Source organism: Paraburkholderia rhizosphaerae (assembly GCF_004366595.1).
Taxonomy (GTDB): Bacteria; Pseudomonadota; Gammaproteobacteria; order Burkholderiales; family Burkholderiaceae; genus Paraburkholderia; species Paraburkholderia rhizosphaerae.
Genome location: NZ_SORE01000009.1, coordinates 94455 through 115414, shown reverse-complemented (window position 1 = coordinate 115414; position 20960 = coordinate 94455). Strand labels below are relative to the sequence as shown.

The 20960-nt window shown below is 62.8% G+C and carries 20 protein-coding genes; 5 read left to right on the top strand and 15 right to left on the bottom strand.

What is annotated here, in order from left to right; translation table 11 throughout:
* Positions 1-15: 15 nt before the first annotated feature.
* The 8 genes from BX592_RS13830 to BX592_RS13795 all read right to left on the bottom strand — a co-directional run bounded on the left by BX592_RS13830 (position 16) and on the right by BX592_RS13795 (position 9229).
* A complete protein-coding gene (locus BX592_RS13830) occupies positions 16-1287 on the bottom strand; it encodes a glutamate-5-semialdehyde dehydrogenase (protein WP_134192353.1) in 1272 nt (423 codons plus the stop codon).
* A gap of 166 nt (positions 1288-1453) precedes the next feature.
* Positions 1454-2596, bottom strand: coding sequence for a DNA polymerase III subunit delta (gene holA, locus BX592_RS13825; protein ID WP_134192352.1), 1143 nt, complete (start codon positions 2594-2596; stop codon positions 1454-1456).
* 12 nt (positions 2597-2608) lie between these two features.
* Positions 2609-3160: an LPS-assembly lipoprotein LptE gene (locus tag BX592_RS13820; RefSeq protein WP_134192351.1), complete on the bottom strand. Its 552-nt coding sequence runs from the start codon at positions 3158-3160 to the stop codon at positions 2609-2611.
* Between the two features lie 82 nt (positions 3161-3242).
* Positions 3243-5837: a leucine--tRNA ligase gene (gene leuS, locus BX592_RS13815; protein WP_134192350.1), complete on the bottom strand. Its 2595-nt coding sequence runs from the start codon at positions 5835-5837 to the stop codon at positions 3243-3245.
* Between the two features lie 242 nt (positions 5838-6079).
* A complete protein-coding gene (locus BX592_RS13810; RefSeq protein ID WP_134192349.1) occupies positions 6080-6547 on the bottom strand; it encodes an ExbD/TolR family protein in 468 nt (155 codons plus the stop codon).
* A 43-nt stretch (positions 6548-6590) separates the two neighbouring features.
* Positions 6591-7307, bottom strand: coding sequence for a MotA/TolQ/ExbB proton channel family protein (locus tag BX592_RS13805; RefSeq protein WP_134192348.1), 717 nt, complete (start codon positions 7305-7307; stop codon positions 6591-6593).
* Between the two features lie 63 nt (positions 7308-7370).
* Positions 7371-8168, bottom strand: a complete 798-nt coding sequence (dapB, locus tag BX592_RS13800) for a 4-hydroxy-tetrahydrodipicolinate reductase (RefSeq protein WP_134192347.1) — start codon at positions 8166-8168, stop codon at positions 7371-7373.
* Between the two features lie 206 nt (positions 8169-8374).
* Entirely contained in the window at positions 8375-9229 is an 855-nt protein-coding gene (locus BX592_RS13795) for an outer membrane protein assembly factor BamE (protein WP_134192346.1), read from the bottom strand.
* Between the two features lie 209 nt (positions 9230-9438).
* On the opposite strand from BX592_RS13795, the gene fur reads away from it, so the two are divergent.
* The gene (fur, locus tag BX592_RS13790) at positions 9439-9867 is read left to right on the top strand and encodes a ferric iron uptake transcriptional regulator (RefSeq protein ID WP_134192345.1); all 429 of its coding nucleotides are present in this window, start codon (positions 9439-9441) and stop codon (positions 9865-9867) included.
* Between the two features lie 130 nt (positions 9868-9997).
* Here fur and BX592_RS13785 read toward each other — a convergent pair whose 3' ends face one another.
* From BX592_RS13785 to BX592_RS13775, 3 genes are read right to left on the bottom strand one after another with little or no spacing between them, the layout of a single operon-like run.
* Complete coding sequence (locus tag BX592_RS13785) at positions 9998-10501, bottom strand: ureidoglycolate lyase (protein ID WP_134192344.1); 504 nt, start codon at positions 10499-10501, stop codon at positions 9998-10000.
* A 42-nt stretch (positions 10502-10543) separates the two neighbouring features.
* Positions 10544-11554 (bottom strand): allantoicase, encoded by a 1011-nt coding sequence (gene alc / locus BX592_RS13780; RefSeq protein ID WP_134192343.1) that lies wholly within the window; start codon positions 11552-11554, stop codon positions 10544-10546.
* A 55-nt stretch (positions 11555-11609) separates the two neighbouring features.
* Positions 11610-12938: a C4-dicarboxylate transporter DctA gene (locus tag BX592_RS13775; protein WP_377681585.1), complete on the bottom strand. Its 1329-nt coding sequence runs from the start codon at positions 12936-12938 to the stop codon at positions 11610-11612.
* A gap of 239 nt (positions 12939-13177) precedes the next feature.
* On the opposite strand from BX592_RS13775, the gene BX592_RS13770 reads away from it, so the two are divergent.
* The gene (locus tag BX592_RS13770; RefSeq protein ID WP_134192342.1) at positions 13178-13870 is read left to right on the top strand and encodes a FadR/GntR family transcriptional regulator; all 693 of its coding nucleotides are present in this window, start codon (positions 13178-13180) and stop codon (positions 13868-13870) included.
* 48 nt (positions 13871-13918) lie between these two features.
* On the opposite strand, the gene gap is transcribed toward BX592_RS13770, so the two are convergent.
* Together gap and tkt are read right to left on the bottom strand one after the other, a co-directional pair.
* The gene (gene gap, locus BX592_RS13765) at positions 13919-14932 is read right to left on the bottom strand and encodes a type I glyceraldehyde-3-phosphate dehydrogenase (protein ID WP_134192341.1); all 1014 of its coding nucleotides are present in this window, start codon (positions 14930-14932) and stop codon (positions 13919-13921) included.
* Positions 14933-15035: 103 nt separating this feature from the next.
* Complete coding sequence (gene tkt, locus BX592_RS13760; protein WP_134192340.1) at positions 15036-17066, bottom strand: transketolase; 2031 nt, start codon at positions 17064-17066, stop codon at positions 15036-15038.
* A gap of 360 nt (positions 17067-17426) precedes the next feature.
* Between tkt and speE the strand changes: the two genes are divergently transcribed.
* The 3 genes from speE (at position 17427) to BX592_RS13745 (ending at position 19603) form a co-directional block, all read left to right on the top strand.
* Positions 17427-18320: a polyamine aminopropyltransferase gene (speE, locus tag BX592_RS13755; RefSeq protein ID WP_134192339.1), complete on the top strand. Its 894-nt coding sequence runs from the start codon at positions 17427-17429 to the stop codon at positions 18318-18320.
* Between the two features lie 109 nt (positions 18321-18429).
* Positions 18430-18843 (top strand): VOC family protein, encoded by a 414-nt coding sequence (locus tag BX592_RS13750; protein WP_134192338.1) that lies wholly within the window; start codon positions 18430-18432, stop codon positions 18841-18843.
* Between the two features lie 19 nt (positions 18844-18862).
* Positions 18863-19603 carry a 16S rRNA (uracil(1498)-N(3))-methyltransferase gene (locus BX592_RS13745; protein WP_134192337.1) on the top strand — a complete coding sequence of 247 codons (741 nt, stop codon included), beginning with the start codon at positions 18863-18865 and terminating at the stop codon, positions 19601-19603.
* Positions 19604-19771: 168 nt separating this feature from the next.
* On the opposite strand, the gene BX592_RS13740 is transcribed toward BX592_RS13745, so the two are convergent.
* The gene (locus BX592_RS13740; RefSeq protein WP_134192336.1) at positions 19772-20338 is read right to left on the bottom strand and encodes a barstar family protein; all 567 of its coding nucleotides are present in this window, start codon (positions 20336-20338) and stop codon (positions 19772-19774) included.
* A 16-nt stretch (positions 20339-20354) separates the two neighbouring features.
* Positions 20355-20768, bottom strand: a complete 414-nt coding sequence (locus BX592_RS13735) for a ribonuclease (RefSeq protein WP_134192335.1) — start codon at positions 20766-20768, stop codon at positions 20355-20357.
* Between the last annotated feature and the right edge of the window lie 192 nt (positions 20769-20960).

Here is a 20960-nt window from a genome sequence, read left to right as displayed (position 1 = left end):
GGATGTGAACAGCGCTTATTGACGTCCCTCGCCGTGACCCAGCACGACATACTTCAATGAAGTCAGTCCTTCGAGGCCCACTGGCCCGCGTGCGTGAAGCTTGTCATTCGAAATTCCGATCTCGGCGCCGAGGCCAAACTCGAATCCGTCCGCGAAACGCGTCGACGCATTGACCATCACGCTGGCCGAATCGACTTCGCGCAGGAATTGCATCGCGCGATCGTGATCTTCGGTGACGATTGCGTCGGTATGCGCCGATCCGTACGCATTGATGTGCTCGATCGCCTCATCGATACCATCGACAATCTTCACCGCCAGCACGGGCGCAAGGTACTCGGTGCGCCAGTCCTCTTCGGTCGCATCGACGAGCGGCCCCACGCCGGCAGCCTGCAGCACCGCGCGCGCCGCGGCGTCCACGCGCAATTCGACGTCCTTTTGCCGATAGAGCTTGCCGAGTTCCGGCAGAACGTTCGCAGCAATGCCGCGCGCGACCAGCAGCGTCTCCATCGTATTGCACGTGCCGTAGCGATGCGTCTTCGCGTTATCACAGACATTGATCGCCTTCGTGAGATCCGCCCGGTCATCCACATACACATGACAGATGCCATCGAGATGCTTGATCATCGGCACGCGCGCCTCTTCCATCAGACGCGCGATCAGGCTCTTGCCGCCGCGCGGCACGATGACGTCGACATACCCGGTCATCGTGATCAGCTTGCCGACCGCGGCGCGATCCGATGTTTCGACGACCTGCACCGCGTCCTGCGGCAAACCCGCCGCATCAAGCCCTTCGCCGATCAGTTTCGCGAGCGCCGTGTTGCACTCGAGCGCCTCCGACCCGCCGCGCAAAATCGTCGCATTGCCCGATTTCAGACACAGCGCAGCTGCGTCGATCGTCACATTCGGCCGCGATTCATAGATGATGCCGATCACGCCCAACGGCACCCGCATCTGCCCGACCTGAATCCCACTCGGCCGGTACTTCAGATTGCTGATCTCGCCAATCGGATCCGGCAGCGCCGCCACCTGCCGCAGACCTTCGACCATCGTTTTCAGCGCCTTGTCCGACAGCGTGAGGCGATCGACGAACGCCGCGTCATGTCCCTTTTCGCGAGCGCGCGCGACATCGCGCGCGTTCGCTTCCTTGAGCATCGCCGCGTCTCGCTCGATGGCCCGCGCAACCGCGTCGAGCGCCGCGTTCTTCGCCGCCGTCGACGCCCGCGCCATCGCGCGCGAAGCGCGGCGCGCGCGGCGGCCGAGGTCGGTCATGTACTGGTCGATATCCATGGTGATTCTCGTCGGACGATGCCGCTTCAGGCACAGCCACTGTCAGTTAGCGAATGTTGGTGTCGATTGTAAGTCGATGAGGCGTTGCGTGCGTCGCGTTGCCAATCCGACAGGTCGCGAGCGAACCGCATCTGCATACACGACACAGCCCGTCGTCGCTGCGGTGTTACGACGCGCGCCTCGGGTGCGCTGGCGCGGGTGACGGTCGCCCGCCGCCAGCGGGCATTCGCGGCGCGGCGCCCGCTTTGTCCGCACGAGGAGGCGCTGCGACCGTCATCGCAAGCTCAAACAGACCTGCCCAAGGATCAGGGGGCGGATCTCCCGCGCGGTTGCCCGGCGTGCCGCCGGATAACCCCTTCACCTGTCGATCCAGCCGAGCCGCCAGCGCCAGTGCCTTCTCCAGCGCGCTCTCGGTGACGCGCGACAACGCCGGCCCGATGAGCCGCTCACGCGGCCCCCACACGCGATTCTCGCGCGTAAGCATCGCCAGCGGCTTGCCCGCGGCGACACCGCGTTTGATGCGCAGCAGCGTGCGAATTTCCTCGACCACCGCCCACAGCACCAGCACCGCGGCCTCGCCTTCGCCGCGCAAGCCGTCAAGCATCCGCGACAAGCGGCCGACGTCGCCCGCGAGCATCGCTTCGTTCAGCTTGAATACGTCGTAACGCGCGACATTTAACACTGCGTCGTGAATCTGTTCGAATGTCAGCACGCCAGCCGGATACAGCAAGCCGAGCTTTTGAATTTCCTGATGCGCGGCGAGCAGGTTGCCTTCGACCCGCTCCGCCATGAACTGCAGCGCCCGCCGTCCTTCGTCGCCCGGCACGACGCGCTGCTGTTGCGACGCAAGCCGTTGACCGATCCAGTTCGGCAACTGCGCGCGCTCGACCGGATCGATCTTCAGTGCAACGCCTGCCTCGGCCAGCGCGGTGAACCAGCCCGACTTTTGCGTCGCCGCATCCAGGCGCGGCAGCGTGACAAGTGTCAGCACATCCGGGTTAGATGCATCCGCGAGCGTCTTTAGTGCGTCCGCGCCTTCCTTACCGGGCTTGCCGGTCGGAATGCGCAGTTCGACCAGTTGCCGGTCGCCGAACAGCGACATCGACTGACTCGCGCCAAGCAGCGTGCTCCAGTCGAAACCGCGCTCAACCGTGAACACATTGCGATCCGTAAAGCCGGCCGCGCGCGCCGCCGCGCGAATCCGGTCGCACGCTTCCTGCGCGAGCAGGTGCTCGTCGCCATAGACGACGTAAAGACCGGCGAGGCCTTTCGTCAGGTGCGAATCAAGCGCATCAAGTCGCAGTTGCATCGCAAACCACCCTCAAAGCGGAGGCGGCGGCAACGGCGCGCGCGGCACCACGGCCGGCACGCCCTGGCCCGGCTCCGGATGCAGCGATTTCACGATCGCAAGCCGTCGCCAGAGCTGATCGACCGCGTCGTTACGCATGTCCGCGAAAAGAATGTCGGCCTCGGCCGCCTTCGATTGCGAGAACTGGTCGCTATAGGTCATCGCGCGGTTCAGCGCGATCACACTGTTGGGAATCAACAGCGTGCCGTCCTTGCCGACCAGCGAATACGTGATCGTGTAGAACAGCGCATATTCCTCGACAACCCCGAGCGAATTCAACGTCAGCACGTTGGTGCCAAGCGACTCCGTGACCCGCAGTATCGCGTCCGCGTTCGCCGGCGAATTGACGACGACCGTGTCGCTACCGCCCTGGATGATGCGGGTCAGGCGCGCGGAAAACGCCGGCGGCGCCCCGGTGACGGCGAGACGCTTGAACGCGTAGTCTTCCTGGCCGCGCAGCTTGAAGCCGCAGGCAGACAACATCGCTACGCTCAATGCGAGCGTCAGAAACGATCTACGAGTCACTTTGGCTCCTGGTTCGCTGTTAGTTCCGCGGCGATCGGCGGGAGGCAGCGAACGCATACGCTCCCGTTCATGCGCACTGCCATCACGCGACGATATTCACGAGCCGGCCCGGCACGATGACCACCTTCTTCGGCGGCCGCCCTTCGCTGAACTTCGCGAACATCTCGTGGGCGAGCGCAGCCTGTTCGATCGCTTCGCGTGCGGCGTCTTTCGCAACCGTCAACGCACCGCGCACTTTGCCGTTCACCTGCAGCACCAGTTCGATCTCGGCCTGCTCGAGCGCCTTTTCGTCGACCTTCGGCCACGGTGCATCGAGCAGCGCGCCCGATTCTTCCGCATACCCGAGTTCCTGCCACAGCTGGAACGTGACGTGCGGCACGACCGGATACAGTACACGCAGCAAGATGCCGTAGGTCTCACGCAGCACGCCGGGTTGCACGTCGCGCGCACCTTCGATCGCGTTGAGCATCTTCATCGAGGCCGACACGACGGTGTTGTATTGCAGACGCTGATAGTCGAAATCGGCCTGTTTCAGCACGCTGTGGACCTCGCGACGCAGCGCTTTGCCCGATTCGTTCAGTTGCGCGACATCGAACGACGCGCGCTCACCCAACACCGCCTGGTTCGCATGCGCAAACGCCCACAAGCGGCGCAGGAAACGACTCGCGCCTTCAACGCCCGCACCCGACCACTCGAGTTGCTGCTCCGGCGGGGCCGCGAACATCGTGAACAGACGCGCAGTGTCCGCGCCGTACTGATCGATCAGCAGTTGCGGGTCAACGCCATTGTTCTTCGATTTCGACATCTTCTCGACACCGCCCAGTTCGACCGGCTGGTTGTCGGCATTCAGCGTCGCGCCGATGGGACGGCCTTTGTCGTCATGCGTGACAACCACATCGGCCGGGTTATACCAGGTTTTCTTGCCGGCCTTGTCCTCGCGATAAAACGTCTCGTTCAGCACCATCCCTTGTGTCAGCAGATTCTTGGCCGGTTCGCCGAACCCGACGATGCCGAGGTCGCGCGACACCTTCGCCCAGAAGCGCGAGTACAGCAGGTGCAAGATCGCGTGTTCGATGCCGCCGATGTATTGATCCATCGGCATCCAGTAGTCGGTGCGGGCGTCGACCATCGTCTTCGCGTCCGGCGCCGCGTAGCGGTAGAAGTACCACGCGGAATCGACGAAGGTGTCCATCGTGTCGGTTTCGCGCTTCGCGGCGCCACCGCACTTCGGGCACGTGCAATTCAGGAACGCTTCGGACTTCGCGAGCGGGTTGCCCGTTCCGTCCGGCACGAGGTCTTCGGGCAGCACGACCGGCAGATCCTGCTCGGGCACCGGCACATCGCCGCAGGTCGGACAATGGATGATCGGGATCGGCGTGCCCCAGTAGCGCTGACGCGAAATGCCCCAGTCGCGCAGGCGATAGGTGACCTGCTTGTCACCATAGCCGAGCGCTTTCAGATCTGCGGCGATTGCATCGACGGCTTGCTGGGAGGTCATGCCGTCGTACTTGCCGCTATTGACCAGTACGCCGTTTTCCTTGTCGCCGTACCACTCCTGCCACGCGTCGGTCGAGAACGTCTTGCCTTCGACCGCCACCACCTGCTTCACCGGAATGCCGTATTTCTTCACGAACGCGAAGTCGCGCTCATCGTGCGCCGGCACGCCCATCACCGCGCCTTCGCCGTAGCTCATCAGCACGTAGTTGCCGATCCACACCTCGACCTGCTGTTGCGTGAGCGGATGCGTGACGTAAAAGCCGGTCGCCATGCCCTTCTTTTCCATCGTCGCCATATCCGCTTCGGCGACGCCGCCGTGCTTGCATTCGTCGATGAAGGCGAGCAGTTCCGGCTTGTTCCGCGCGAGCCGCGTGGCGAGCGGATGCTCGGCGGCGATCGCGCAGAACGTGACGCCCATGATCGTATCGGCGCGCGTGGTGAACACGCGCAGCAGTTTCTTCTCGCCGTCGATTTCGTACGGAAAGCCAAAGTTCACGCCGAAGCTCTTGCCGATCCAGTTCTGCTGCATCACCTTCACGCGCTCGGGCCAGCCAAGGCCTTCGAGGTCGCTCAGCAGTTCATCCGCATACTGCGTGATGCGCATGTAGTACATCGGAATTTCGCGCTTCTCGACCACCGCGCCCGAACGCCAGCCGCGGCCGTCGATCACCTGCTCGTTGGCGAGCACGGTCTGATCGACCGGGTCCCAGTTCACCGTGCCGGTCTTCTTGTACGCGATACCTTTCTCGAGCAGCTTCAGGAACAGCCACTGGTTCCACTTGTAGTAGTCGGGCTTGCAGGTGGTGACTTCGCGCGACCAGTCGATCGCGAGACCCATCGACTGCATCTGCCCCTTCATGTACGCGATATTGTCGTACGTCCACTTTGCCGGCGGCACGTTGTTCGCCATCGCGGCGTTTTCGGCGGGCATGCCGAACGCGTCCCAGCCCATCGGCATCAGCGTGTTGTAGCCGTTCATCCGCAGATAGCGGTACATCACGTCGTTGATCGTGTAGTTGCGCACGTGCCCCATGTGCAGCTTGCCCGACGGGTACGGCAACATCGACACGCAGTAGAACTTCGGCTTGCTGGCGGATTCCGTCGTTTTGTAGGCGTCGGTCGCGCGCCATTGGGCCTGCGCGGCCTGTTCGACGTCGGAGGGAACGTATTTTTCGTACATGGTTCGGTGGTGTCGCTTGTCGGTGCTGATGCACCGGACGGGTGCTCGGCTGGGTGTGGAATGTCGGCGATCCCCTGTATTAAGGGGAAAGCGAAGATTATACCGTTCGGAGCCGGGCGCGCCTCACGCTTTGGCGGGCCGGCGATCGTGTTCGGCAAGCGGGTGACGCGTTCGCGTGCGCTCGCGCATCAAGCCACTGAACCGGAATGGCCGAAGTGAAGAGTGTGAATCGGGTGGCGATTTCAATGCTGCGTGGTGCCCGCGCCGCCCGTCGTCGGGTTGCCGGCGCGGCCCGCGACGGGCGGCTGCGTCACAAATCCGATCCGCTCGAGCCCCGCCTGCTGCGCCGCGCCCATCACCTGCGCGATCACCTCATAGCGTGTGCTTCGCTCGGCGCGTAGATGGATCTCCGGCTGATCCTTCTGCTTGCCCGCTTCGGTGAAGCGCACGCGCATCTCGTCGAGCGTGACCGGCTTGTCATCCCAGTAGATCTGCCCCGTGGCGTCGATCGACAGCGTCACGGTCCGTGGCGTCTCGCGCGCCTCGGTCGCCGCCACCCGCGGCAAATCGAGCTTGATCGCGTGCGTGAAAAGCGGCGCCGTGATGATGAAGATCACCAGCAATACGAGCATCACGTCGATCAGCGGCGTCATGTTGATGTCCGCCATCGGCGCGGCTGTCTTGTGCTTGTCGAGTCCGCCGAATGCCATGTCGTTCTCCGCTTCGCTGCGCGGTTACGTCGTTACGCCTGCATCACCGATGCGCGGCGGTATTGCGGCTCGCGTGCTCAGTGAGGTCGCGCGGCCGTTCAGCCGGTGCGCATACATAGGCATGCAAATCGTGAGCAAAGCCGTCGAGTTCTTCGGAAAGCTGCCGGACGAGACGCCCGAGCACGTTGTACGCAAGCACGGCCGGAATCGCGACCACCAGCCCGAAAGCCGTCATGATCAGCGCCTCGCCGACCGGCCCGGCGACATTTTCGATCATCGCCTGCCCGCTCTCCGCGATACTGCCTAGCGCGTGATAAATGCCCCACACGGTGCCGAGCAAACCGACAAACGGCGCCGTGCTGCCAACCGACGCCAGCAGCACCTGCCCGAATTCGAGCCGCCGCTGCGACTTGCTGAGCGCTTCGCGCAACGCGCGCAGCACGCGTTCGCTGCGCTCGACGCGCGCGAGCATCGCACCCGGCGTTTCGATTTCGGACACACGCAGCGCGGCTTCCGCGAGCGGTGTGAACACGCGCTCGCGATCGACGCGCCGCAACGCCGCGACACCATCGGATAACGTCGAAGCCTGCCAGAAAAATGCGATTGCACGCGGGCCTTGCCGCTTCGCTCGCCCGAGCATCCAGCCTTTGACAATCAGAAAGCACCAGCTGGCCATCGACATGGCCGCCAGCACATACGCGACGCCATGCGTGATCGCGTCACTGGATTGCAGATAGTGGAGGATGCCGGTGCTAGCCATCTGACCTCGCTATTCGAAACTTCGCGAAACTTCGAAAACGCTCGAACGCGCGAATGCGGCCGCTCAGCGCAAGCCGAGCACGTCCTGCATCTCGTACAGGCCGTTCGCACGCGTCGCGAGAAAACGTGCCGCCCGCAGCGCGCCCTGCGCATACGACAGCCGGCTCGCCGATTTGTGGGTGATCTCGATGCGCTCGCCGGTACCGGCGAACAACACCGTATGGTCGCCGACGATGTCGCCGCCGCGAATCGCGGAAAATCCGATCGTCGACGGATCGCGTTCGCCGGTTACGCCATGACGGCCGTAGACCGCGCAATCGTCGAGCTTGCGGCCAAGCGCGTTGGCAATCGTTTCGCCCATCGTCAGCGCGGTGCCCGAGGGCGCATCGACCTTATGACGATGATGCGCCTCGATAATCTCGATGTCGTAGCCGTGCGCGAAATGGCGTGCGGCAAATTCGAGCAGCTTCAGCGTCACGTTCACACCGACGCTCATATTCGACGAAAACACGATGCCGATCTTGTCTGCCGCGGCGTGCAGTTGCGCTTTCTGCGCTTCATCGAAGCCCGTGGTGCCGATCACCAGCTTCACGTTGTGACGCAGCGCCGCTTCGACATGCGCGATGGTCCCCGCCGGCCGCGTAAAGTCGATCAGGCAGTCGGACTGCGCGAGTACGCGGTCGATATCGTCGGTCAACGCGATGCCCGTCGGTTTGCCGAGAAATGCGCCTGCGTCTTCGCCCAGTTGCGGCGTGCCCGCGCGATCGAGGGCACCCGAAAGCGTCATGTCAGGTTCGTTCAGAACGGTTTCGACAAGCATCCGGCCCATACGGCCCGATGCGCCGGCGATGGCAATTTTCATGGCTGACTCGACCACTGCGTGGCAAAAATGGACGATACACGCTGACAGCGACGCCGACAGCGGAGATGCGGCAGAACCGTCGACGCCGTTTCGCTCAGACGGCTGCCGCTGCGGCCGCGCGATGCACGCCAACGACGCTCACGACCCGCCGCACTGAAGAAACGGACCCCGCGTCGCGTCGCCCGTTCCCTCTAACGATGATGAAATCAGGACGACGGTTGCGACTGCGCCGGCGCGGGAGCCGGTGCGGGAGCTTGCGAATCGCCGTTCTGCGGACCAGCCGGACCGACCGGATTGTCCTGCGGCACACCTTGAATCTGCGGCGGCGGCGGACGTTGGAAGTGGAACTGCGGCTGACCGGGCGCAGTTGCGTTCTGCGGCACGCCACCGTTCGACTGCGGATTGCCGGCGCGCACCGACGGCGTCGTATTCTTCCCTGGCGCCTGCACGGCGTTCGTCAGCCGGTTTGCGGCCTGCGCGGCCTGTGCATTCGGGTCTTCGGGTGGCAGGCTGCCGGCCTGTGCCGCCTCGCCGGTCGGCGAAAGCGCGGTGTCCGGCGTCGAAGGTGGCGGCGAAGCGGCAGCCACCGGCGCAGACGCTTCGGAAGCAGCTGCGGCCGCCGGCGCGCTTGCGCCGCTCGCCGCTGACGCGACCTTGACCTTCTTGCCCGCCTTGTCGCCATCGATATCGGCAAGCAGTTCGAGGTTCGACGGCAGATCTTCACCGCCCGACCAGCTTGCGACGCGGTCGTTCTCGAAGTGCACGATGAAATCGCGCTGCTGGACCACCGACGTCGAGCCGCGCTTGAAATAGAACAGGTAATCCCAACGGTCCGCATGGAACATGTCGGTGAGCAACGGCGTACCGAGCAGCTGACGCACCTGCGCGCGCGACATGCCGACCTGCATCTGCGCAGCGGCTTCCCTCGACACGAAATTGCCCTGCACGACAGTGATGCGGTACGGCGTGATGCTCTGTGCGATTTTCTGCGTAACGCTATCGTACGTGGAACACCCGGCAACCATCGCTACAGCCGCCACGGCGATCAAGGTACCCCGCATGCGGCTCCCCCGGTAGAACATTACAGATTTTGGAATCATTTCCCTCACCGTGCGTGCCTCCCGTGCCGCCAAGTAAGCTGCCGGAAGCAAGCCGCAAAATAACCCGCCACTGAACCGCGCCGTTTACGCGCGGTTTTCGTTCGAGATGACCTGAACGGCAAATCGAATTACTATTAGAACCCTGCATTGTACTCTAGGGATCCCTTGCCATGACCAATCCAACCGATCTCAAGAATATCGGGCTCAAGGCGACCCTACCGCGCCTCAAGATTCTCGAGATCTTCCAGCACAGCCCGGTACGGCACCTCACTGCCGAAGACGTGTATCGCAATCTGCTGCACGAAGAGCTCGATATCGGCCTTGCGACGGTCTATCGCGTGCTCACGCAGTTCGAGCAGGCGGGGCTGCTGACACGGAGCAATTTCGAATCGGGCAAAGCGGTTTTTGAGCTGAACGAAGGGACGCACCACGATCATCTGGTATGCATCGATTGCGGTCTGGTCGAGGAATTCTTCGACCCCGAAATCGAGAGCCGTCAGCAGTCGATCGCAAAGGCGCGCGGTTTCCGGCTACAGGAACATGCGCTTGCGCTTTATGGCGCATGTACGAAGGAAAACTGCCCGCATCGTAAACACTGATCCGACTGCGGACGCCGGCCGCGAAAACGCAGGTGAACCTGGCACCCGATGCTCGAAAAAAGACCCGTCCGATAAAAATCGGACGGGTCTTTTTTTGTCAGGCCAGCCGCCGGGCGTGGTCATTCAAAATTCAGGTGAAGCTCGGCTCCAGCACGAGACGCCACGGCTCGGGCAACATTTCTTCATCGCAGTTCGACCCTTCTCCGCCACGATCGACGACGATGAAATCGCTGACGCGGTCCAACGCTAGCAGCGGATGATGCCACACACCCTTCGCGTAATTGACGCCTTGCCAGCCGTTGCTAACGAACGCGCGCAAACGTGACGGGTCCAGTGCGCCCACGGGCGCGACCACGATCGCATACCGCACGTCGGCCAGAGGCAAGAACGCCTGGCTACCGAGCGGATGCCGCTCCATCATCGAGATTTCGATCGGCCATGCGCGCGGCTGCCCGCGAAACACGTTGATCAGCGGCCGCCCTCCCGCGTCGCTGATATCGACGCGCGCCAGATCGTGGAAGCGTTCGGTCGTGCCGCCATTGATCGGATAATGCCGCGCGCCATCCAGTTCGATCACATCGCCGAACGGCGCGAAAGCTTCGCGCGTCAGCCGTTCGATCCGCAGTGTATTCATCGCTGCTGCTCCGTCCTGCTGTTCAGTTCGCCGTGGTATCGGTTACTCGATTTCCCCCCACAGACGCAGGCGCGACACGCCGCCATCCGGGTAGATATTGAAGCGTACATGCGTGAGCGGCCCGAGCGCCGCCAGTTCCGCGCCGAACGTATGCACGTGGTCCATCTGCAGCTTCTGCTCGGCTAGCAGCACCGGCCAGAACATCGCCTGCGTGACAAGCGATTCATCTGTGCCGCCGGTGACCGTTGCGGCCTGCAGGGAACAACGGTCCGGGAAATTGCCTTTGAAGTGCGCGGTATCGACTTCGACCTTGCGGATCGTGCCCGGCCGCGCGAGCGCGACGATCGCCCAGTCGTTGCCCGGTTCGCGGCGGCGGCGCGTTTCCCAGCCGTCACCCATGTTCACGCCACGACCCGGCATCAGCATCTGCGAAGCCGGCCCAAAATGCTGATTGTTCGCGGCGACCAGATACGCGCCGTTTTCAATCGCCGCGAGATCGATCAGCGTGCCGCCCCCGGCGCGTTCCCAGTCCCGCTTGGGCTGCCCGTACACGCGCAGTCGCGCGAGGCCGCCGTCCGGGTACAGATTCACGCGCAAATGGGTGAACACGCGCGCATCGTGGACTTCGATGTAGTGATGCTGATTGCCTTGCAACGTAGTCGGCGGCACCACGCTCTGCCAATCGGCGTGATCCGGCGGCACGTCGGCGTCCGTGCAACAGCCGTCGATCGACGCGGCCGGTGGGAAATTGCCGGTGAAATGGCTCGTATCCAGATCGACCCCGTGCACGACGCCCGGCCGCGCGAGCCGCAGCACACAGTAGTCGTGGCCGGTCGTGCGCTTGCGGCGCGTCTCCCAGCCGTCCATCCACTTGCCGTGATCGTCGTATTTGCCGGGAATGAACACAGCCGGTTGCGGGTCGAGCATGCGCTCTTTCGGCGCAAAGAACTCATCGCTTGCGAAAAGCGCCTGCGCGCCTAGCCGCGGATCGGCAAGGTTCATATAGCGGCGCGTGAAAGCGGGGGCATTCGGGTCGAGGGCAGGTTGAGCCATGATGGTTTATCCGATCAGTCGATAAATGCGGTTGCCGTTCAAGACGAGGCGGGGGTTAAACCGCGTGCGCATGGCTGTGGTGCTGCGCTTCGTCAGGTGTTTCGATTTCCGCGGCGGTGTAGCGGTAGCCCGGCGCAAGATTCAGCACCTGCCGCGCGCGCACCTTGTCGATGTCCGATTCCCACGACGCGACGACCACCGTCGCAACACAGTTGCCGATCAGATTCGTCAGCGCCCGCGCGATGCCGACGAACCAGTCGACCGGCAGGATCAGCACGAGGCCAAGCACCGGAATCGCCGGAATCGCGGACAGCGTCGCGGCCAGAATCACGATTGCGGAACCGGGAATGCCATGCGCGCCCTTCGACGTCACCAGCGACACCAGCACCACGACGATCAGGTCGTGCATCGACAGCGGCGTATTGGTCGCTTGCGCGATAAAGATCACCGCGAGCGTCAGGTAGATCGAGAAGCCGTCGAGGTTGAACGAGTAGCCCGTCGGGATTACAAGGCCTACGGTCGAATCCTTCACGCCCATCCACTCGAGCTTGCGCATGATCTGCGGCAGCACCGCATCGGACGACGCGGTGCCGAGCACGATCGACAGCTCCTCGCGCAGGTAACGGATCAGCTTGAACACGCTCAAACCCGACAGCCGCATCACGATGCCGAGCACGACCGCGACGAACACGATGCAGCTCGCGTAGAACACGACCACCAGCATGCCAAGCTGTTTCAGCGACGCGACGCCGTACGTGCCGGTCGTGAAGGCGATCGCGCCGAGCACACCGAGCGGCGCGAGCTTGATGATGAAGCTCATCACCCGGAAGAACACGTGCGAAAGCTCTTCGATCAAGCCGCTGACGCGCTGCGCACGCTCACCGAGCAGCGACAGCGCGGAGCCGAACAACACCGAAAACACGAGAATCTGCAGAATGTCGCCCTTCGCGAACGCGTCGAGCGCGGTGTCGGGGATGATCTTCAGCAGAAAGCCCGCGGTGTCCTTCAGGCTTTTCGCGTGATCGGTGTACGTGGCAAGCGACGCCGCATCGAGCGAATGCAGGTCGATGTTCATGCCGACACCGGGTCGCGTCATATACGCGAGCACCGCACCGATCACGAGCGCGATCGTGGTCATGATTTCGAAGTAGACCACCGCCTTCACACCGACCCGGCCGACTTTCTTCAGGTCACCGGCGTTCGCCATTCCGCTCACGACGACGCAGAACACGATCGGACCGATCACCATCTTGATCAGCTTCAGGAAACCGTCGCCGAGCGGCCGCAGCGACTGCGCGAAATGCGGAAATAGCGCGCCGATCACGATGCCCGCGACCAGCGCGATCACCACCCGGCCAAACAGCGAATTGAAGAACTTCAACACGGCTTTCTCCCGGTTACGGATTGCTCAGTTCAGACTGGTCCGACCAGCACTGTTATGCCGGATAGTAGGAAGCCGATATAGGCTCGTCAAGGAATGTGGAGGCCGTGTTTACCCGCGCATTTTGCCAATGATTCCGTGACCTTTTGCTGCACGGACGTTCGTTTCGCGCAACGGATGATGTGCATCGCGAAACCGCGCACTACAATACCGGTCAGACCACGCCAGAGCCTCTCGCAATCATGAAGAACGTTCCGCATACCGTCACCGACGCCGCCATCGCGACGATCCGCGAACGGATCGAAGGCGGCGTTTATCCGGTCGGCAGCCTGCTGCCCGCACAGCGCCAGCTTTCCGACGAGTTGTCGATCAGCCGTGCGTCTCTACGCGAAGCGCTGACCACGCTTGAAGCGCTCGGCCTGCTGGCGATCCGGGCGGGCAAAGGCGTGTACGTGCAAAGCACGAAGGCGTCGAACGTGCATCCGTGGCGTTTCGCCGATCAGTCGTCGTTGCCGGACACCTACCAGATGCGTTATGCGCTCGAAGGCTTTGCAGCGCGCATGGCGGCGCTCGCGATCAGCGAGGATGACGTCGCATGGTTCGAGGAGAACATCGCGGCGCTGCATTCGGCGCTCGTCGCGACCGAGCTCGACCACGCCGCGCAGCTCGATTTCGAGTTCCACATGCGAATCGTGAACATCGCCGGCAATGCAGCGATCGAGGCGGTCCTGCGCAGCAGCGCGGACATCATGAAGGAAAGCCAGCGGATGCCGTTTTATCGGCGCGAACTGGTGTTATCGACGTATCACGAACACCGCGCGATTCTCGACGCGCTCGAGGCGCGTGATTCCGCCGCGGCGGGCAATGCGATCGAAACGCATATCGCGAATGCCGCGCAGCGCGCGGGTGTGTATTTCCCGACGCCGCAAAAATAAAAAAGGCTGCCTCGTAAGGCAGCCTTCTTCGACGCACGCGTGCGACGCTTACTTCGCGTTCGCGAACGCGACAGCGGTGTCCAGCATCCGGTTCGAGAAGCCCCACTCGTTGTCGTACCAGCTCGACACCTTCACCAGACGGCCCGACACCTTCGTCAGCGTTGCATCGAACGTCGACGAAGCCGGGTTGTGGTTGAAGTCGATCGACACGAGCGGCGCGGCGTTGTAGCCGAGAATGCCCTTCAACGCGCCGTTTTCCGATGCTTCCTTCATGATCGCGTTCACTTCATCGACCGTCGTATCGCGCTTCGCGATAAACGACAGATCGACAATCGACACGTTGATGGTCGGAACACGAATCGCGTAGCCATCGAGCTTGCCGTTCAGCTCCGGCAGCACGAGACCGACAGCCGATGCGGCGCCCGTCTTCGTCGGAATCTGGCTGTGCGTGGCCGAACGGGCGCGGCGCAGGTCTTCGTGATACACGTCGGTCAGCACCTGATCGTTCGTGTACGCGTGAATCGTCGTCATCAGCCCGCTTTCGAGCCCGATCTTGTCGTTCAGCGGCTTAACGAGCGGTGCGAGGCAGTTCGTCGTGCACGACGCGTTCGAGATCACCGTGTGCTCGGGCTTCAGCGTTTGATGGTTGACGCCGTAGACGATCGTCGCGTCGACGTCCTTACCGCCCGGCGCCGAGATAATCACTTTCTTCGCGCCGCCCTTCAGGTGCGCGCTCGCCTTTTCCTTCGTCGTGAAGAAACCGGTGCACTCCATCACCACGTCGACACCGAGATCGCCCCACGGCAGTTCAGCCGGGTTGCGATTCGCGAGCACGCGGATCTTGTCGCCGTTCACGACGAGGTTTTCACCGTCCACCTTCACTTCGCCAGGAAAACGGCCGTGCGCGGTGTCGTACTGGGTCAGATGCGCGTTGGTGTTGGCATCGCCGAGGTCGTTGATCGCCACGATCTGGAGGTCGTGTTTCTTGCCGTTCTCATAGAACGCACGCAGCGTGTTTCGGCCAATCCGGCCATAGCCGTTGATTGCGACGCGAATCGTCATTGCTATCTCCTGGTGACTAAAGAAAACCCATACGTTCCGGCTGCGGACCGCGCCACCGCCAGTCGCGTGCATCGTGCGGCACGCAGCGGTAGCGCTTCATGCATCAGCCGAGCGTGGCCTTGACCGTCTCCACTACGTTCTCGACGGTAAAGCCGAAATGCTTGAACAGCGCACCCGCGGGCGCCGATTCGCCGAACGTGTCGATACCGACCACGCCGCCTTCAAGGCCCACGTACTTGCGCCAGTATTCGGTCACACCCGCTTCGATCGCGACGCGCCGTACGCCGGCGGGCAACACGCGTTCGCGATACGCGGCATCCTGCCGGTCGTACACGTTCGTCGACGGCATCGACACGACGCGCGCGGCAATGCCCTCACGCGCGAGCGGCTCGACGGCTTTCATCGCCAGCTCCACTTCGGAGCCCGTCGCGATCAGGATCACCTTACGCGCGGGCACGTCGTCGCTCCAGTCGCGCAGCACGTAGCCGCCCTTTGCAATGTTAGCGATCTGCGCGTCGGTACGCTCTGAGAACTGCAGATTCTGCCGGCTGAAAATCAGGCTCGACGGCCCCTTGTGCTCGATCGACTGCGTCCACGCGACGGCCGTTTCGACGGTATCAGCCGGACGCCATACCGTCATATGCGGAATCAGACGCAAGCTCGCAACATGTTCGACGGACTGGTGCGTCGGGCCGTCTTCACCAAGGCCGATCGAATCGTGCGTAAACACGAAAATGCTCGGCGCCTTCATCAGCGCGGCCACGCGCAACGCGTTACGGCTGTAGTCGGAGAACGTCAGGAACGTGCCGCCGAACGCCTTGTAACCGCCATGCACGGTGATGCCGTTCAGCGCGGCGCTCATGCCGAACTCGCGCACGCCGTAGTTGATGTGATTGCCCCACTGGATGCCGCTCGAGCCTTCCTTGCGCGCGCGCACTGCTTTGCTCGCTTTCCAGTTCGTGAGGTTCGAGCCGGTCAGGTCGGCCGAACCGCCGAGCAGTTCCGGCAGCACCGCGGCGAGGCCTTCGATGGCCTGCTGCGATGCCTTGCGCGTGGCCACGGTTTCCTTGCGCTCGTTCGCGCCGGCAATGATGGCCTGTGCCTTTTGTGCCCAATCAGCGGGCAGCTTGCCGGCCATGCGGCGCTCGAACTCAGCAGCCTCGTTCGGGTACTTCGCCCGGTAGTCGGCGAAACGCTTGTTCCATTCGCCTTCGACATTTGTGCCCGATTCCTTCGCATCCCACGCCGCATACACTTCCTGCGGAATTACGAACGGCTCCCAGCTCCAGCCGATGTTCTTGCGCGTCGCCGCGACTTCGTCCGCGCCGAGCGCCGCGCCGTGCGCGTCGTGCGAGCCCGCCTTGTGCGGCGAACCTTCGCCGATCACCGTCTTGCAGCAGATCAGCGTCGGCTTGTCCGACTGCTTCGCGTTCCTGATTGCCGCGTCGACCGCTTCGACATCGTCGCCCTTCACGTTCGGAATCACGTTCCAGCCGTACGCTTCGAAGCGCTTCGGCGTGTTGTCGTGGAACCAGTTCACGACTTCGCCATCGATCGAGATGCCGTTGTCGTCGTAGAAGCAGATCAGCTTGTTCAGCTTCAGCGTGCCGGCGAACGAACAGGCTTCGTGCGAAATGCCTTCCATCAGGCAGCCGTCGCCAAGGAACACATACGTGTGGTGATCGACGATCTTCGCGTCCGGCTTGTTGAACTCTTCGGCAAGCAGTGCTTCCGCAAGCGCCATACCCACGGAATTCGCCAGACCCTGGCCGAGCGGGCCGGTGGTCGTTTCGACACCTGTGGTCATACCGTACTCGGGGTGACCCGGCGTCTTCGAATGCAATTGACGGAAGTTCTTCAGTTCGTCGATCGGCAGGTCATAGCCGGTCAGATGCAGCAGCGAGTAGAGCAGCATCGAGCCGTGCCCATTCGACAGCACGAAGCGGTCGCGGTCCGCCCAGTGCGGATTCTTCGGGTTGTGACGCAGATGGCGCGACCACAGAGCGACGGCAATTTCCGCCATGCCCATCGGCATGCCGGGGTGGCCGGAGTTCGCCTTCTGCACGGAATCCATCGCCAGCGCGCGGATCGCGTTGGCCATCAGGGAGGTCGGGGCGGGAGAGGAGGTCGTCATGTCAGATCCGGAGAACGAGTCCAAAAAGCAAGGCGCGGGCGGGTTGTCCGGAAGCTTGGCAGCCAGTCAGTCAGCCTCGACGCACATCGGCGGACCTCGACGGCGCCCGCAGGATGGCGCGCGGTGTGGTACGCAATGGCGGCGGTTGGCGCGCTCAGTGGCGCTCAGTGGCGCTCGGTGACGTAAAGGCGGTGGCGCTGGTGATACAAAACGGCCAGGCAATCGGACGAGGCTAGAAAGCGGAATATTCTAACAGATGATCGGCTTTGTCCCCTTTGCAGATGCGGCGTGGCGCGGCCGTACGGCCCTTATAATCGTCGGATTCCAACTCGCCGCGCATCGCCTGCGCAACGCTGCTTTGTGAGCGCCTCGCTACTGTTTCAGCCCGCGCCCGACGCCGTCTACGGTTTTCCGAACGCGCGCCGACTCGTGCGCGTCGATTCGCCGCATCAGCACATCGAGGTGTGGGACACGCCGCAGCTCGGGCGGCTTTTCACGCTCGACGGCCGGCCGATGACATCGAGCGGCGACGAGTTTATCTACCACGAATGCATGACGCAGCCGGCCGCGCTGACCCATCCGGCACCGCGCGCGGCGCTGGTGCTCGGCGGCGGCGACGGCGGTGCGGCGAAACAGTTGCTCGCGCATCGGAGCATCGAGCGGATCGTCGTCGCCGAACTCGATGCCGAAGTGGTGCGGCTCACGCGCGAGCATTTGCCCGACGTGCACGGCGGCGCGCTCGACGATCCGCGTGTCGAGCTCGTGATCGGCGATGCAGCGGAATATGTAGCGCGACAGATTGCAGGCGCTTCGCACGCGAACAGGGCGTTATTCGATCTCGTCGTGTTCGATCTGACGCCGCCCGATTCACCGGCCGCAGGCCTGTATACGCCAGCGTTCCTCACCGGTCTGAAACGCATCCTCGCGCCAACCGCAGCCGTCTCACTGCATCTCGGCTCACCGTATTTTCATGCGGCGCGCGTCGCCGCATTACTGGAGAATTTGCGGCAGATATTCGCGGTGGTTCGCCCGCTCGCGGCCTATGTACCCCTCTACGGTTCGCTATGGATGATGGCTATCGCGAGCGATACGCTCGACGCTGCTGCGCTCACCGCGCACGAGCTTTCCGCACGGCTCGCGCAACGCGGTCTGCACGCACTGCGCTTCTACGATGCGGCAACGCACGCGGCGCTGTTCGCCGCGCCGCATTCAGTGCGCGATAAACTAGGCCGATTCTTAAAGCCGTCGCGATGACAGTCATGCACAATGCCCCGCTCCGTGAGTCGCCGCAATCCGGCCCGGCAACGAAGCCTCCAGCAGCAGACGGCGACGACGAGACGACGCAAAGATTCAGGAGAGCTCGATGACTTCCCCACGCCCAGCCGGAGTGCCGTGGTTGACGCCGTATCTGACGGTCCGCGACGCGCGCATCGCGATCGCGTTTTACGAGACCGCGCTCGGCTTTCGCGTGCGCGATAGCGTGCACGACGACGGCGCACTGATGCACGTCGAGATGACCTATCGCGACCAGTTGATCGTGATGTTCGCGCCGGAGGGCGCATTCGGCTCGAAGGCGATGACACCGAAAAGCGCGAACGCAATCGCACCGCAGTCTTTCTACCTTTACGTCGACGACGTCGATGCGGTGTTTGCCCGGGCAGTCGCGGCCGGTGCGAAATCGTTGAGCGAGCCGCAAGATCAATTCTGGGGCGATCGCTTCGCGCAAATCGAAGACCCCGATGGGTACCGCTGGGCGCTCGCTCGCCATCTGTCGTGAATCAATGAGAACTTCGCTTATGCCCCGCTTTTTCGTCGGGACCGCGCTCACGGCCGGCGACGTCGTCGCGCTGCCCGACGACGTCAATCGACATGTTCAGGTGTTGCGCCTCCAGCCAGGCGACACGATCACGCTCTTTAACGGCATGGGCGGCGAGTACGGCGCGGAAGTCGTCGAGATGGAACGGCGCGGGTCGACCGTGCGCCTCGGCGAATTCCGCGATGTCGAAGCTGAGCCGCCCTATCACCTGACGCTCGCGCAGGGCATCGCGGGCAGCGACAAGATGGACTGGTTGATCGAGAAGGCGGTCGAACTCGGCGCCTCCGCGTTCGCGCCGCTGACCACGACGCGCAGCGTGGTGCGCTTGTCCGGCGAACGCGCGCAGCGGCGTCAGGTGCATTGGCAGCGCATCGTACAGGCGTCTTGCGAGCAATGCGGACGCAATCGTCTGCCGGAGGTGCTGCCGACGCGCGAACTCGCGACATGGCTCGGCTCGATGCCAAAAGAACCGGAAAACGGCGAACTGCGCCTGCTGTTGTCGCCGCGCGCAAGCGTGCCGTTTTCCGCACTGACACACGAGCCGCCGAAGCTTCGGGCATTGGTGCTGATCGGACCGGAAGGCGGCTTTTCAGCCGCGGAGGAAGCCGCCGCGACGAGCCACGGTTTCACGGCGGTCGGCTTGGGCCCGCGCGTGCTGCGGACCGAAACGGCTGGCATCGCGGTGTTATCCGCGTTGGCGGCGCGCTGGGGCGGCTGGTGAACAGCAGACTGGTTAGCAACCCACCGCACACAACGCCATTGACGAAGAAAGACGAAAGGGCCCGCCAATCAAATCAGCGAGCCCTTTTGCTGAAAGCAGTTGCGCGCGTGACCCGTTGCTGATCGGTTTCGCTTTATCGAAAAACCGAACCGCACGCGGCCGGATCTTTCACGCGAACGAGTAGAACACCCGGAAAGCGACCTTCCGCTCGGCCCAGAACTCCGCAGCCTCACGGAACACGTCGAGCAGCGTTTCGCGCGCTTCCTTGTCGAATTTCTGCGCGACCGGCAGCGCCTCGAGCACGATCACAAAGCCCGGCTGAGTGCCCGCCTTCGCGACGAGGTCAGTCAGACAGTCGTACAGCGCGTCGTAATTCTTGCCGAAATGCTTCGGAAACAGGAACGACGTCGCAATGGTTTCCATCACTTCCTGTTTGCTTTGTGCGTTTCCACAGCACGCAAACAGGAAATGCTGGCCGAGTTTCTGCGCTTCATCGGCCAGGTCCTGCACACGAAAAGCGCGAATCGACTGTACGAGGTTCGGTCGTACGGTCGCGAAAAGACTCATGGATTCCTCATTCGATGAATGCGCCGTACCGGCTTGCTGCTCGACCGTGCCGCCCTGACCCTCGCCGGCCTCGCGCATCTGCATCACGCGTTGGAACAGATTACCGTCGCCGGACGTAAAAAGATCTCTCGCGACTTTGCGGTCGTGTGCGTAGATGTTGTCGCTCATGCCGTGTGTCCCGAAGTCATTCAATGATGCGATTAAAACTGGCGTAGTGATCGTCGCTGTAATAACAGTTGTCGGTTCGCCTTGGCGGACCGCCACAGACAATGCGGCGCGCTCCGCGATTATGGGCATGCGGCGTGGGAACGGTGTATTCGTGGTAATAGCCCCGCTGGCGCGACGGCAGCAACCGCTCGCGGTTGCCGAATACGACGCCATCCTTCTCATACGGGTAAGGCCCACCTGCCGCAATCAAGTTCAATGTTTTGACTGCTTCCGGCGGCAACTGCGCCACCGAGACGGTGCCAGTGCTGCCCAGTGCCGTGATGTCGCGGCCAAAAGCCACAGAACCGACGACAGGCGCAAAACCGCTGCACAGACCGCCGACCGACAGGACGGCGACCAGCACGCCGTTGCGAAGCCACCTGCGTGCCATGAATTCAGGGTTCCCGCTGTTAGATCACGAGTTCGACGACCATGAAAGTCGTAAGGGTATCGCTAAAGCACCCTGGAAGCAACGTTCGTTCGGAAAATGAAAGGTTTTGCTCGTATCGACCCCGGAAAGTGCGTGGAAAGTGACGCGTCGCACGCGCTGCTGCACTGACAACTCTTGACAGATTTCTTAACT